This is a genomic window from Spirosoma humi (assembly GCF_054776575.1).
Genome location: NZ_BAAHBR010000008.1, coordinates 1,767,112 through 1,781,297, shown reverse-complemented (window position 1 = coordinate 1,781,297; position 14,186 = coordinate 1,767,112). Strand labels below are relative to the sequence as shown.

12 protein-coding genes are annotated in these 14,186 nt (G+C 44.6%); 9 read left to right on the top strand and 3 right to left on the bottom strand.

What is annotated here, in order from left to right:
* The first annotated feature begins 313 nt into the window (after positions 1–313).
* A complete protein-coding gene (gene aqpZ / locus ACYU8Y_RS16065) occupies positions 314–1,048 on the top strand; it encodes an aquaporin Z (RefSeq protein ID WP_460938989.1) in 735 nt (244 codons plus the stop codon).
* 68 nt (positions 1,049–1,116) lie between these two features.
* Positions 1,117–1,803, top strand: coding sequence for a hypothetical protein (locus tag ACYU8Y_RS16060; RefSeq protein WP_460938987.1), 687 nt, complete (start codon positions 1,117–1,119; stop codon positions 1,801–1,803).
* A 226-nt stretch (positions 1,804–2,029) separates the two neighbouring features.
* Here the strand turns inward: ACYU8Y_RS16060 and ACYU8Y_RS16055 are convergent, their stop codons facing one another.
* Complete coding sequence (locus ACYU8Y_RS16055) at positions 2,030–2,755, bottom strand: LytR/AlgR family response regulator transcription factor (RefSeq protein ID WP_460938985.1); 726 nt, start codon at positions 2,753–2,755, stop codon at positions 2,030–2,032.
* Positions 2,756–3,586: 831 nt separating this feature from the next.
* On the opposite strand from ACYU8Y_RS16055, the gene ACYU8Y_RS16050 reads away from it, so the two are divergent.
* From ACYU8Y_RS16050 to ACYU8Y_RS16025, 6 genes are all read left to right on the top strand, one after another.
* Entirely contained in the window at positions 3,587–4,222 is a 636-nt protein-coding gene (locus ACYU8Y_RS16050; RefSeq protein ID WP_460938982.1) for a LuxR C-terminal-related transcriptional regulator, read from the top strand.
* A gap of 1,208 nt (positions 4,223–5,430) precedes the next feature.
* On the top strand, positions 5,431–6,036 hold the full coding sequence (locus tag ACYU8Y_RS16045) for a hypothetical protein (RefSeq protein WP_460938980.1): 606 nt from the start codon (positions 5,431–5,433) through the stop codon (positions 6,034–6,036).
* A gap of 449 nt (positions 6,037–6,485) precedes the next feature.
* Positions 6,486–6,719: a hypothetical protein gene (locus ACYU8Y_RS16040; RefSeq protein WP_460938978.1), complete on the top strand. Its 234-nt coding sequence runs from the start codon at positions 6,486–6,488 to the stop codon at positions 6,717–6,719.
* Between the two features lie 563 nt (positions 6,720–7,282).
* A complete protein-coding gene (locus tag ACYU8Y_RS16035) occupies positions 7,283–7,645 on the top strand; it encodes a hypothetical protein (protein WP_460938976.1) in 363 nt (120 codons plus the stop codon).
* A gap of 124 nt (positions 7,646–7,769) precedes the next feature.
* Positions 7,770–8,384 carry a 2,3-bisphosphoglycerate-dependent phosphoglycerate mutase gene (locus ACYU8Y_RS16030; RefSeq protein WP_460938974.1) on the top strand — a complete coding sequence of 205 codons (615 nt, stop codon included), beginning with the start codon at positions 7,770–7,772 and terminating at the stop codon, positions 8,382–8,384.
* Positions 8,385–8,449: 65 nt separating this feature from the next.
* Positions 8,450–9,382: an NADP-dependent oxidoreductase gene (locus tag ACYU8Y_RS16025; protein WP_460938972.1), complete on the top strand. Its 933-nt coding sequence runs from the start codon at positions 8,450–8,452 to the stop codon at positions 9,380–9,382.
* Between the two features lie 105 nt (positions 9,383–9,487).
* Here ACYU8Y_RS16025 and ACYU8Y_RS16020 read toward each other — a convergent pair whose 3' ends face one another.
* Positions 9,488–10,756 (bottom strand): asparagine synthetase B, encoded by a 1,269-nt coding sequence (locus ACYU8Y_RS16020; protein ID WP_460938970.1) that lies wholly within the window; start codon positions 10,754–10,756, stop codon positions 9,488–9,490.
* 142 nt (positions 10,757–10,898) lie between these two features.
* Between ACYU8Y_RS16020 and ACYU8Y_RS16015 the strand changes: the two genes are divergently transcribed.
* A complete protein-coding gene (locus tag ACYU8Y_RS16015) occupies positions 10,899–13,511 on the top strand; it encodes a M1 family metallopeptidase (protein WP_460938968.1) in 2,613 nt (870 codons plus the stop codon).
* Between the two features lie 100 nt (positions 13,512–13,611).
* Here ACYU8Y_RS16015 and ACYU8Y_RS16010 read toward each other — a convergent pair whose 3' ends face one another.
* On the bottom strand, positions 13,612–13,914 hold the full coding sequence (locus ACYU8Y_RS16010; protein ID WP_460938966.1) for a hypothetical protein: 303 nt from the start codon (positions 13,912–13,914) through the stop codon (positions 13,612–13,614).
* Positions 13,915–14,186: the final 272 nt, after the last annotated feature.

The following is a 14,186-nucleotide window of genomic DNA, read 5'->3' as shown; positions in this document are numbered from 1 at the left end:
AAGCTCTACGCATTTTATATCCTAACTAAATACGTTCCTATACACTATCCATTTACCTTATTCATTGATGACAGTATACTGTATAAAACGGCTCAAACCAACGCAAAAAAAAACAATATATTCTTGCCAGCCGTCCCCAATTCCCTATCCGACATCAATGATTCAATATGAATAATATACCTTGATTATCAGCAACTTGTTTTGACTAAGAAAACCCTCTACCAGTCTATAAATTAAAAGTGCAACTGGCTACCGTTACTTTGTACAATTTGCGCGTCCAACATGTCTTAAATTTCCAATTACCCCTTAGCGCATGAAAAAGTACTTTGCTGAATTTTTCGGAACCTTTTCTTTAGTTCTGCTGGGTTGCGGGGCTGCAGTTATTTCAGGTATCTCATCCACAGGGCCAACAGGTATCGGCCTACTGGGTATCGCACTAGCTTTTGGCTTAACGGTTGTCGTTATGGCTTATGCCATTGGCCCCATTTCAGGCTGTCATATCAATCCAGCCATTACGATCGCCATGTTCATTGCGGGTAAGATAAAAGGGAATCATGCAGCCGGATACATAACAGCCCAATTCACGGGAGCCACCCTGGCATCAGCCTTACTGTATTTAATCCAGTCTGGCAAACCTGGTTTTGCTATGGGTGAATGGGCCCTGGGAGCTAATGGCTGGGGCCAGGGCTATTTAGGCGGCTACAATACAGCCTCTGCCTTTGTAACAGAAGCCGTGCTGACCTTTCTCTTCATACTGGTCATCTTTCAAACCACTGACCGGTGGGCAAACAGCACCATGGCTGGCATGGCCATTGGTTTAACCCTGGTACTTATTCATCTGGTAGCTATTCCCATTACAGGAACTTCGGTCAATCCCGCCCGTAGTTTCGGCCCTGCCCTCTTTGCCGGTGGGCTGGCTCTTCATCAATTGTGGTTATTTATCGTCGCACCAATTCTAGGGGGTATTCTAGCCGCAATGACGTGGAAAGGCTTATTTGATACAGCCGAGAGGTTACCAGAAAAAGTAAAGCTGGATGCCGTAGATTAGGTAGGTATTCCAGACATTTTTTCGTTCTCAACTACTTGAGTATCTAAGCAGAAACCATACAACTTCTTATGAAACCCGCTCCTATTATTTTACCTGCTTCCTCCTATTTCCTTTGTTTACTGTTGGTTATGACAACGGCTGGCTATGGAAAAGGGCGGCCAGCTTCACGACGGCTCGATGCGCCTATGGTCATTAGGCAAACGGTTTTGCCGGAGGGTTCCCCCCTTTTTACAAGCTTACCAGACAGTGCATCTTTACAACATCTGGATAATGCCCTCACAGCCCTGAAAAAAGAAGATAAAGCGACAACATCCCAGGAACTCAAAGCTGGGATAGCAGGACTGGAGGCTTCCGTACAGCAAAAACCAACTTCATTTAAAGATAAAGTGCTGGCTCAGGTTGCTACGCTAAAAGCTTTGCTACCCTTGATTCCTACGGGTGCCTTAGGCAGTGGAACATTAGGGAAGGCCGTCAATTTAGCCAAACTTGCCTCTGGTGGAAATCAGCTCGAGGGAATCTTATCGGCGGGATCTCTACTTGGTAAAGCCAGCCAATTAACAAGCGGTTTGAATACAGTAAGTACAGCCCTTTCACTCCTTGGCGGAAAAACAAAATCGACAGGCCAGTCCCTGATTTCAAGCGCCTTAGCAAGTGTTAGTAACCTGAATAAAAACACCATGACGGCAAAAGCGACGGAACCGGCCGTAAAGACGCAAATCAATAGTGTTCTTACTATGATAAAAGGTGCCTTGTAAGGCTTAGTCAGCTCAATTTATACTGTAACGTAAAATTCAGAGAGCACCGACAGGCATTCACTAGTTAGACCACCTCTTTACGTGACATCCCGAATTGATTGTGGTATCACGAAAAGGGGTGGTCTTGATTAATATAGATTTATTTTATAAGAACTTCTGTTTAGGTGTGCGATTTATTTTAGGACTACTATACTAGCGGCTTGCGAAAGATTGAATCGATAGCTCATCAATTAATAGTAGTGAGCTTATTAGATGACATAACATCGTTATCAAAACGGCCCATTAATCCATCGAATTTTGAGCGGAATGAAATTCCAATGGGTATCTTCTCCTGCCCGAGATAAAAGCTATTTTTATCATAGCTAGACATTTTCGTAATGTTAATAATGTAGGACTTGTGAACCCTGGTAAACATGTTCGATGGCAGCATCTTATCCAACTCCAGCAGCCGTTCATTAATGACGTATTTATTATTCTCGCAATATATTTTAGTATAAACGCCGTATGCTTCGGCATACAAAATTGATTCTAGCTCAAAGCGTTGTATTTTGCGGCCCATTTTCAGGAAAATGAAATCTAAGTTCTCATCCGGTTTCTGACCTAGTGCTCTATTTATTGCGACGAATAATCGATTATAAGCAAATGGTTTGAGTATGTAATCGCTTGCTTTTCCAATTTCGTAGCATTCAACCGCATATTCAGGAGAATTGCTAGTAATAATGACGGGTGGAAAATTAATACTATACTGGAGCAACTCAAGAGCCAGTTTTGGCGATTGATCCAAGTCTAAAAACACAAAATCAACCGATTGATTACTCAATACCTCAATAGTTTCTTCTAACGTTGACGTTGTACCCACTGACTGTAAAAAAGACATTGGATCAATAAGCTCTTTGAGCTGTAAGGCATCTGCGCTATTGAAGTTAGCAATAACATAGTTTTTAATCTTCATGGTAAAATATAATTTGAAAGTGTGACGGTGTGAACTTATAAACTGGGGATTTCCGAGTTTATTCACCAGAATCAATTAGACGCTAAAAGACGGGTTTCAGACTGGACTGAGCCCCAATTTTAACCTATCAAAATTTCCAGGTGGTTTGAGTTGTCATAAGTAAGTGCAGTAGGGATACACTAAAGAAATGTATAGACTACACGCGGTACGTTCCAGGTATAAATTGGTTTGTCTCCTTGAATTTAACTAATCGCCCATAAGCGCTAGTTTGTTTGATTTAGTTATAAAAAAACTTTCTTCTTACGGATTTTTAAAGAGGCAACTACACATGATAACTTGTTAAGTCCCTATATATTTACCAGTTCGTATGAGTAGCGAACTAAAAAAACTAAATGGAATTAACATTAAAAATAGTGATTTCATATAGCAATAGCAGTAGACAAAAAGTCAACTTTATATTTTAAATAATTTAAATTCGGTAACATTAACATTACAAAATTTATGATAGGGTATATTGAAAAGGTTACACTTTATGATGATCAAACTTAGCTCGTCTGCTCCTAATATGAAATCGAATTACGTAAAATTTACATAGAATACGTACTAAAAAGAGAATAGTAATAATTCTATTTATAAAAAAATTTAATAACCATTAACTATTGTTTATCTTTATATGTTTCCTTCAATTAATAAACAGAGTATTCTGGCATACAGTTACGTTATAAACATTTATTTTTCTGTAATGTCATATAGTAAAATAGTTAAGTAATAATTTAATTATGTATTTTACTTTGTAGAATCGATATTTGTTTTACTCAATACCAGATAACGATGACCGTATTACTTGCCGATGATCACACCATTGTTTTAAAAGGACTTCAGTTGCAGTTGGAGGAAATTTTACCTGAAGCTACCGTAATTCTATGTCAAACGTTTCCAGCTGTCATTCAAGCGCTGAGTGAGCATTCAGTAGATCTAATTGTACTTGATATCGTCATGCCAGGTTCGCCTAAAAGTCAGATGATTCAATTAATTAAATCTTTAAAACCCGATATACTTATTCTCGTATACTCTGGATTAGACGAAGAAGTATATGCTATTCCTTACATCACTGCAGGGGCGGATGGCTATTTATCCAAACATGATCCATATACTGAATTTAATGTAGCGATTTCTGTCTTACTGGAGGGGGGGAAATATGTAAGCTCTAAAGTGAACCAGCTTATGTTGAATAAACTGAATGGTAAGAGCGAAAAAATGGTTGACAATCCGATCGAAAGTTTAACAAAAGGTGAATTAGAAGTCTTAAAACTTATAGTTGAAGGAAAATGGACTAAAGAAATCGCGTCTATCTTACAGATAAAACCTACCACTGTCAGTACATTTAAGAAAAAAGTATTCAATAAATTTAATGTCACGAACGTCACCGATTTATTGAAGAAATTAAGCCAATTTGAACATATATAACAGCAATATCCTATTCAACATGTTGATTATCAACTCATCAATAATAATAAAAAATAATTTGCATTGTAATAATATCAGCCGTTCTGTTTAAAATTAATTTAAGCTTGTTTAAATAAATAATATATTTATTATCCTATCGTTTTTTCTTTTATCAAGCTACTTTACTACTACAAGTATTGTTAAATGATTTAATGATTAGTTTGAAAGATTGCAAATACAATAAAAAACGCGTTCATTTATGTTATAACAAAACAAGTCATTTAGCTAACTAAAGCTTTTGTATTGAATTTCACGTAGAGTCGAAAAATAGTTTATTTGCAAACGATAATAATGACCATACACCAACAATATTAATAAATAATTATAAAAAAAATAATAGTATTATTTAAAGCAGTGCTATATTCATGCAGCTAGTACATACGATTTCTTGCAAGCAATAAAATAATAAAATTTAATCATATAGTTACACAAAACATTAGCTAATTGTGCACTTTATGGATGAGACTTTATCTAAGTAGATAGCGATCAGTGATGAAATATATCTAATTATAATATTCCTCTTTTAGTTAATCATTCCAGCAGTTTTCACCTTGTATCATTGATTATATACTTCCTAAGTCCGCGAAAGTATTTACCTGACTGCGAGATTCTCTTGTTTTGATTTAAGTTGCAATGCTATCAATAGCCGAAACAATTTCCTACTAAGAAATATAAGCTATACGCAGCAATGCTATTAACGTAAATAGATCAAACTTAATCTAAACTTATTTTCTCTTATTTATACTGACTAATATGGGGAACATCACTTAAGCAAACAGACGTTATAGGATGATAGCTGAAACAACTTCTCTGTACGTTTAATAAGCAATTCAATCAAATAAGGCTTTGGATTATAGCGGATTGAGAGCAAGCGAAACCCACATTGAAATCAGTTAGCCATATTCGGCTTTGGAGCTTGACCAAACCGGCTTATCTTATATGTAGTACCAGAATACTGAACAGTTTTTTATTAACATCACCACTTTTTTATAAAGTATTTCATATACCTGTCCCAAGCGCGGAAGAATTTGTTTTGACTTGTTGAAAGTTATAAGAATGATTCTCGGTTTTTATATTTAGGTACGCATCATAAATCCACACTAGCAGTTTCCTACGCTTGATAAATATGATTTTGTCAACATTTATACCCATTAATTGCTTTTAGGGATATGGATACTGAACATAAACCGACTACCGGCTTGTCCCTAACTGATTCGGGTGAGCGCGAACAACTCCAGGCTTCTCTGTCAGGCTATATTGCCTTTCTTCGTAAACAGCCTGCTGTCTGTGGTACACCCGAGCAGCAGGAAGCCTTAATCAAACACGTGGCTCAAGGTCATGAACTAATCAAACTCGTTACTGCTGAGCGACTCAAGATTACCCGTCAACTCGACAAACAAAAACACGACTGGATGGAGATTGAGAAAGAAATGACGGCTCCTATTCTGGCTGCCATGCAACCCCTCAAGGATGCCGTGGAACATTACAATCGGGAATTACTGCGCGTACGGGAGCATCAACGGGCCGAAGCCGAGCGGCAAACAGCGCTTACTGAACCGGGGCAGACAACCTGGTTAATGCCCGATGTAGCCTTGGTCGCCAAGCCGAAGGGGGTGCATATGAAATGGACTTTTACTATTGTTGATCCGAATCAGGTACCTAATGGATATTGGATCATTGATGAGGGAGCTATTAAGGCCGATGTAGCCAACGGTGTACGCGAAATACCCGGCGTCCATATCTACGAAGAGGCTATTACGACTTTTCGTCGGTGATTGGGCTCTTTTGATATAGTGTAATCCACCTGTCCACTATGAAGCGCTTGTATCTACCTAACATTATGCGTTAGCTTACTAATTACCGGTTCATTGAGCCAGATTTACGTAGACGGCATTCCGATTGATACCCTGAATACGCCTTATTGTCTGAAGTAAATTTCCTGCAAAGACCAGGCATAGTGGATTATATCTACTATGCCTTTTTTACGTCCTGGTGTTTCCCCGCACCCAATAGCTCATTTGAGTATATCTAACTTTTAGCGAAACCCAATTACGCAATCTACTTACTTATTAGCAAGTGCCCTCATTGCCTCTATAGCCCGCTTTTTCACTAATCAAAGGGGAACTTGATCAATATCTATACATAGCACCGTTAGGTATATTTAATGTTCATTAAAACAAAAAATCGCAAACTTAGTTGCCAGAAATCTTTTCCTCTTTAGGCTATGTACTCCCTCTCTTCTACATCCAACTATGCATCCGATAAGGAAGCTGAACCGGGAACCAACTCCCCCAAAGGATTCCGTTTAACGTTCAAACGTTCCTGTCCATGGTGCCAGCGTACCTATGCGCTGGAACGGGTTCCGCGCCCGTTCCTCCTCAAATATGTACTTTTCTTCATCCCAACCCGTGTGTATCACTGCTATTACTGCCAACAAAAATTTATCCGAATCAATTGAGAGTGGTTTATGAAGATTCTTCTCTTCTGAAAAGAACGCTTTCTTTAACACCTAAAAAAACCGGTCGCGCGACCGGTTTTTTTGTTTCTTCTCACCTCATGTAAGCAAACGGCATGTTTTTTCGTTTTATACCTGAAGCGAAGAAACGCGGCATGTGGTGGTGTTCTTTTTTGCGGTTACGTTGGTCGTTGAATCAACGCTTTACCGAGTAGTCACTCGAATACATCAGGATCACCCGTATCGAACTGAGGGACTGTCTCAGGATACTTTCGTATCTTGCCCTCTATTCGGCCAATACAAGCTGTGTAATACGCCTTTTTTGAATACAAAACCTTAATTAACGCCAGTACGGTAGGATTAGGGCTGACGGCTATACCTCGCGTCTACTCAAACACAAACCGGTTGCCTAATTTACTTTTTAGCCGAAACTGGTTCGGACCCTGTCAGAAAGAAAAAGTTCTGACTTTTTTTTCGCTTAACCTGATCTAATGAACAGCTCATCTACCGCGTCGGCGCACTCGGCAGATAGAAGCTGCTTAATTGACCATTAAATTACCATATTCATGAGCAAACAAACATACATTCCGAAAGTAGCTGACTGGGTGCGGGTACATGGCTTCAACGACATCAAAGCCAATACAGAAGGATTTCAAACTCCCATTTCTTACGGTCGTCAGCAAGACAGCGAACAGTTCACTCCTGACGTAACCGGAAAACAGTTCGATCAGGAGTCCTACTTCGAGGTGATATTAAAAAGCAGTGGCGATGAAGCGCGGCACTTGCTGTCTAAATTAAAATTATTGAGTCAATTGGCCGCCGTAAAAGGAGGAAAATTGTACTTAATGTCGCCGAGAGGGCATCGCTCCTATGCCAAGGAAGTGCTGGCCGAAAGCAATATCGTTGCCGAGGTGATCAACTTACCCTAGCCGAGTTCATTCATTTAAGACAGGCACAACGCTTGCAATGCCAAGAAGCCCCCAAACTGCTTTGTGCCTGAACACGTTGCTCCACATAGCATTAGTTGCCCTATACAGCCTGTTTTAATTTAATATGCCTCTTTTCGTCATCGTCCGGCATGGACAATCGCAGTGGAATTCCGAAAATCGCTTTACGGGTTCCACGAATACGCCGTTAACCGATCTGGGACGCCACGAAGCCCGCGAGGCCGGAGTTCTACTGAAAGCCAAACAACCGCCGAACTTTGCCATTGGCTTTACATCGGTTTTGCAACGGGCAATTGAGACAATGGCAATCATTCTGGACGAGATTGGTCAGGCGGAGTTGCCCGTTGAGCAAAATGCGGCTCTCAACGAACGTATGTATGGCGATCTGCAGGGCATGAACAAGCATGAAGCCGAAGCGCGGTTTGGGGCAGAGCAGGTTTTTCGCTGGCGACGCGGCTATACCGATCAGCCCCCTAACGGCGAAAGCCTGGCCGACACCCACGCGCGGGTTATCCCTTACTTCCAGAATACAATTTTGCCCCATTTGCAGGCAGGCCAGCCGGTACTCGTGGTGGCCCACGGCAACAGTCTGCGGGCCCTGCTGATGGACCTGGAACATATTAGTCCCGAAGACATTGAGAAAGTGGAACTGGCGACAGGTACCCCGCGCCAGTATGAGTATGACGTAACCACGGGTGAATTTAAGCTATTGCCAAGCTGAAATGTGAATTCTTTCGGGCGTGCTCCTGTTGACTCAGACGCAAAGAATGATCTAAACGTAAACGTATGAAAGCCGTTGTGTTAAGCGATTGGGGTGGTGCCGAAAACTTCACTATTCAGGACATACCGACTCCACACATCAAGCCCGATGAGGTCCTGGTTAAAGTCAAGGCGTTTGGCGTGAACCCTGCCGACTTTAAAACCCGTAGTGGTGCAGCTCCTTACTCAAAAGACTATTCGCATCCTATTGTACTGGGCTGGGATATGGCGGGGGAGGTTGTTGAAGCCGGTTCTGAGGTGACAGCCTTCAAACCGGGTGACGCCGTGTATGGCATGGTCAATTTCCCGAAACCAGGCCAGGCCTATGCCGAATATGTAGCCGCCCCCGCTGCTCACCTGGCGCTCAAACCCGCAACGTTATCGTTTGAAGAGGCTGCCGCAGCTCCGCTGGCTGTGCTTACGGCCTGGCAGGCACTCACCGAACACGGTCAGTTAAAAGCGGGTGAAAACGTTCTTATTCAGGCCGCATCCGGCGGAGTTGGTCACCTGGGAGTTCAACTGGCAAAAGCGCTGGGCGCTCACGTGATCGGAACCGCTTCGGGCAAAAACGAAGCCTTTGTCCGGTCGTTGGGAGCCGATGAATTCATTGACTATACCCAGACCCGTGTGGACGAGTCGGTAAGCGATGTTGACCTTGTTTTCGACACGGCCGGTGCCGATACCATCATGGCTTCGGCTAAAGTTCTGAAACCAAACGGCCGGTTGATTTCCATCGCCTATGGTGCTATGGACAAAGTGCTGGCCATTCGCCCCGATATTCGTGCAGAACGTATCTTGGTCCATACCAGTGGCGACGACCTCCGGACGATCAACCAGTTTATCGACGAGGGTAAACTGGAAATCACCGTGAGCGAGGTTCTCCCCGCCAGTCAGATTGCCGACGCCCATCAAAAACTGGAAAGCCGACGGACAACCGGAAAAATCGTGCTGACGTTCTGAATTTTGTCATGCTGACGAAGGAAGCATCTTAAGGTTTCCCAGTTGACAGGTGCAGAAATCCTAAGATGCTCCCTTCGTCAGCATGACAAAATCGCAGTTAAACTATTACGTTTTCCGTTTCTTCTTCCGGGCTGACGGGAACAGAACGTTGTTCAGAATGAGCCGATAGCCGGGCGAGTGGGGATGCAGATTCAGGTCGGTAGGATTACGAAAGCCGCCCCCACCCCGAAGCCCTTCGGGATCGTGGCCGCCGTAGAATGTCCATTGCCCTTTGCCTGATTCACCATAGATATAGCGGTCAGAGGTTTTGCCTTCGCCCATCACCAGCGAGCTTGGCTTGACGGCCGTTTTCCGGAAGGCCGTTGTCTGGCCGAAGAATTCCTTGATAATCGATTCGTGATTTTGAGTGAGCATCGCCGGGATAACATCCCACTTGGCCGAGAAATTGAACAGCTCAAAGAAACCGCTGGCCTGATCGAAGCCACGCCCACCTGCCGAATTAATATCTGAGAAAGTAGAGAAGCCCCGGTAGCCATTGTCGCCTTCGAGGGTAAAATTGCCAAACGCAAAAGTCTTGCTAAAATCCAGTTTCGACTGGGCATCCGGGTCAATATCGTCGCCGTCGTAGCTGCTACCCACAATATCGACCCCCTCGGCAGCCAAAGCGATATCGAGCGTCTCGGCGGCCGAACACATGGCGAAGAGGTATCCTCCACCCGCACAGAAAGCTTTAATGCCCTTTGCTACAGCCAGTTTCATCTGCGACACTTTTGAGTAGCCGTATTTCCGGGCAATATCTTCCTGCACCTTAATGTCGGTCAGCGACTGCCGATGCAGGTTGCGCCCGTACTGGCCCGTAAAGTCCTCATGGTGCAGGTGCAGCCAGTCATATTTGGGCAGGTCGCCCTTCAGCACTTCTTCATCATAGACGACTTCATAGGGAATTTCGGCATACGTCAACACCAGCAACACGGCATCGGTATTCTCGAATTCAGCCGGACTTACTTTGATGGGCGAGTAAACGATGACCTTGGCCGCTTTCTGAAGCGTGACCACATTCATGTTTACGTCAGGATCGGCCAGTTGCTGTTTAATCGAAGCCGCTTTAGCATCCGAAATAACTTCGACCGAAACGCCCCGTATCCGGCATTCGGTTTCAATCGAGGCTGTTTGTTTGATCATAAAACTGCCGCCCCGGTAATTCAGCAGCCAGTCGACATCCAGATCTTCTTTTAGCGCTTTGTACGCGATACCGTACGCCTTGAGGTGATTCGATTGCTGATTATCCATCGGAATCAGGATCGAGTTGGCCCAGCCAGGAACAGCCCGACCGATAATTGCCAGTAATAACAGAAAAGATAGCTGCCGTTTCATAACGTGCGTTATTTTTGACCCAACGTTGTTAACCCATTCCCAATCTCAGTGTGTCGTTTGGTCGGTTTTAGTTGTTGCCTCATCAACTGCCTGACTTTTCAGGAATCGCAACCAACAAACGCCTATCAACTTCGCTACCTCAATGGTCTGGAACCTTTCAAAAATCACTTGTTACGGCAGTACGCTACTCGTCATTAGTTTACTCACGATGTCGTGCAGTCATCGTTCCTCCCCAGCCAAGTCCCTCATGGTCGAAACCGGCGTTTCGCACACCCTCGCCAAAGCAAGAAAGCAGCAGATCAGCCAACTAGCGTATGCACTAAAGTTCAACATTCCCGCGCAGAAAAGCCAGCCTATTCTATCCACCGAAACAATTACTTTCTTCTGGTCAGCATCGGGCCGGAAAGAAAAAGCGATACAACTCGACTTCAAGGATGAACGCACTCATTTGCAAGCGGTTTCAGCCAATGGCACCAGCATTCCTATTGTCTTTGAGAGCGAACATCTGCTCATTTCTACTGCTTCGTTAAAGCCGGGAAAGAATATAATTTCCATTCAATTTACGGCGGGGAATTTATCCCTGAACCGCAACGATGAATACCTGTATACACTGCTCGTTCCTGACCGCGCCCGAACGGTTTTTCCCTGCTTCGATCAGCCCGACCTGAAAGCCACGTTTCAGCTTTCGCTAACCATTCCAACCAACTGGCAGGCCATGACGAATGCGCCCGTGCGTGACTCGTCGGTTGTGGGCGATCGAAAAACAGTAAACTTTCTGACGTCGGACGTTATTCCCACTTATCTGTTTTCGTTCGTGGCGGGTAAGTTTACGCCGGTGGCCCGCACGCTGAACCGGCGCGCCATGACGCTCCTCCACCGCGAAACCGACTCGACCAAACTACGCCTAAGTACCGATCTGCTCTTTTCACTCCATGCCGATGCCCTGACGTTTCTGGAAGAGTTCACGCAGATTCCGTATCCTTTTCAGAAGTTCGACTTTGTGGCGGTGCCCGATTTTCAGTACGGTGGCATGGAGCACGTTGGCGCAATTGATTATCGTTCATCGGCTTTGTTTCTGGACAACGGCGCTACCCGCGACCAGCGTCTGGCCCGAGCCCATGTAATTGCTCACGAAACAGCCCACATGTGGTTTGGTGATCTGGTCACAATGCGCTGGTTCGACGATGTCTGGCTCAAGGAAGTGTTTGCCAACTTCATCGCCGACAAAATCATGGAGGTATCCGCCGAAGCGTCGGACCGCGCCGAGGCCAATTATGATCTTCAGTTTGTGGTCGATCATTACCCGGCGGCTTACGGCGTAGATCGTACCGAAGGAGCCAATCCCATTGGTCAGCCGCTGGCCAATTTACAGGAAGCCGGTTCACTTTATGGTGGAATCATTTACCACAAGGCACCCATTATGATGCGCCAGTTGGAGCAACTGATGGGCAAAACCGCGCTGCGGGATGGCTTGCGGGAATACCTCAAAAAATATATGTCCGGCAATGCGAGCTGGGTTGACCTGATCAGCATTTTGGATACGCACACCCCCGCCGATTTACAAACCTGGAATCGGGTTTGGGTCAACGAAACCGGTCGGCCGAAATTCAGTTACCAGCTCGATAGGCAGGGCGACAAAATCAGCCGGTTAGTCGTGTCACAAACGGCAGAGGATGGCTCGGCCCGCTTTTGGCCACAGGGATTTCAGCTTGCCTTGGTATACGCTGATCATGTGGAGGAATTGACCGTAAATATGACGCAGCCACAGACCCTATTGACAGAAGCAGTGGGCAAGCCCGTCCCGTTGTTCATCGTCTTCAATTCATCGGGGCAGGGCTACGGACTTTTTCCGGTCGATACCGCGATGATGCCAAACCTGGCGACGCTTAAGAACCCCGTAACCCGGGCTTCGGCTTACATCAATCTGTACGAGAATATGCTTTCGGCGCAAGGCATAACGCCGGTACAACTGGCCACTACCTACCGGGCCTTGCTGGCGCATGAACCGGAAGAGTTGAATCTTCGCTTGCTGACCAACCAGCTTTCGGATATTGTCTGGACGTTGACCAAACCTGAAAACCAGTCTGCACTCGCAGCCGCCGTGGAGCAGGATGCCTGGAAAGCCATGAAACAGGAAACCGCTGCTGGAAAAAAGAAATTATTATTTCGCCTGTATCAATCGATAGCCCTAAGTACCGAAGCTCGTGATCGACTTTATACGATCTGGAATGAGCAGAAAGCCCCCGCTGGTGTTACCCTTACTGAAGACGATTATACGGCGTTGGCTCTATCGCTGGCCGTTCGTGATTATCCGGTCGGTGGTATTCTGGAAAAACAACTATCCCGCATCAAAAACCCGGATCGACGGAAACGGCTGACGTTTATGATGCCTGCCCTATCATCGAATGTATCGGATCGCGACGCGTTTTTCGCTTCTCTGGCCAGCGATGATAACCGTGAGCACGAGGCCTGGGTAACGGCAGCCCTGGGGTATCTGCATCATCCATTACGGGCGAAGACATCGGCCAAATACTTACCCAAGAGTCTTGACTTAGTAGAGGAAATTCAGCGAACAGGCGATATCTTCTTCCCCGAATCCTGGCTCCGCGCCACCCTATCCAGCTACCAGACTCCCGAAACGACACAACTGGTTCGCAAGTTTCTGGCTGACCACCCAACTTATAATGTGCGTTTACGGGCTAAGCTCCTGCAAGCTGCCGATGGGCCGTTCCGGGCCAGTAAATTGCTTTACTGATTGCGACTGTTTTTAGCTTCAGATGGGTTTGGTTAAAGACTGCTCATTAACACAAAAAGCCGGACAGATTGTCCGGCTTTTTGTGTAGAAAAGGGGGGTATTACTTGATTGCTTCCAGAGCAGCAGCAGCTTCGGCTGCGGCAATGGCTGCACTGTTCTTTTCGCCGTACTCGTCGCGTTGCGCTTCAAAGTGCGCGAATATTTCGGTTACTGAATCGACGTTCTCGGCAATCTTGCCGTGCATGGTGCCCAGATTTTGCTCCAGGTATGAGTCATTCAGCCCGTTCATATTGTCTACTTCAATCTTACCGATTTTCTCAATAAGTGCCGTCTGGCTGTTCTGAAGGTCTTCCAGTTCACGAACGATCTTGTTCATCAACTCAAACTTCTGCAATTTATCCATGGTAGTGTTTCTTTAGTTGAGTACTCTATAAACAGCCTGCCAGCCAAATGGTTTGGTTTTGTTTCTATCTATAAGCACAACCCACCAATTTGTCAGCCAAAATAAAGCATAAGCGGTGGTTCGATTCGTTCAATAAAATCAGCCAAATACCATACAATGTGTTAAATATTAACTGTAAATACATCAAATGTTATCACAATCAAATATATTAACATATTTTGCCGAAAAACAGATATTTTTCTCAATATAGTAAACTTTACAATACTTTTAGG

What these genes read in the sequence shown, in the direction of transcription:
- ACYU8Y_RS16055 (WP_460938985.1), bottom strand. Translation starts at nt 2,755, where the DNA reads ATGAAGATTAAAAACTATGTTATTGCTAACTTCAATAGCGCAGATGCC.
- ACYU8Y_RS16025 (WP_460938972.1), top strand. Translation starts at nt 8,450, where the DNA reads ATGAAAGCCGTTGTGTTAAGCGATTGGGGTGGTGCCGAAAACTTCACT.
- ACYU8Y_RS16030 (WP_460938974.1), top strand. Translation starts at nt 7,770, where the DNA reads ATGCCTCTTTTCGTCATCGTCCGGCATGGACAATCGCAGTGGAATTCC.
- ACYU8Y_RS16050 (WP_460938982.1), top strand. Translation starts at nt 3,587, where the DNA reads ATGACCGTATTACTTGCCGATGATCACACCATTGTTTTAAAAGGACTT.
- ACYU8Y_RS16010 (WP_460938966.1), bottom strand. Translation starts at nt 13,914, where the DNA reads ATGGATAAATTGCAGAAGTTTGAGTTGATGAACAAGATCGTTCGTGAA.
- ACYU8Y_RS16060 (WP_460938987.1), top strand. Translation starts at nt 1,117, where the DNA reads ATGAAACCCGCTCCTATTATTTTACCTGCTTCCTCCTATTTCCTTTGT.
- aqpZ (WP_460938989.1), top strand. Translation starts at nt 314, where the DNA reads ATGAAAAAGTACTTTGCTGAATTTTTCGGAACCTTTTCTTTAGTTCTG.
- ACYU8Y_RS16035 (WP_460938976.1), top strand. Translation starts at nt 7,283, where the DNA reads ATGAGCAAACAAACATACATTCCGAAAGTAGCTGACTGGGTGCGGGTA.
- ACYU8Y_RS16045 (WP_460938980.1), top strand. Translation starts at nt 5,431, where the DNA reads ATGGATACTGAACATAAACCGACTACCGGCTTGTCCCTAACTGATTCG.
- ACYU8Y_RS16020 (WP_460938970.1), bottom strand. Translation starts at nt 10,756, where the DNA reads ATGAAACGGCAGCTATCTTTTCTGTTATTACTGGCAATTATCGGTCGG.
- ACYU8Y_RS16040 (WP_460938978.1), top strand. Translation starts at nt 6,486, where the DNA reads ATGTACTCCCTCTCTTCTACATCCAACTATGCATCCGATAAGGAAGCT.
- ACYU8Y_RS16015 (WP_460938968.1), top strand. Translation starts at nt 10,899, where the DNA reads ATGGTCTGGAACCTTTCAAAAATCACTTGTTACGGCAGTACGCTACTC.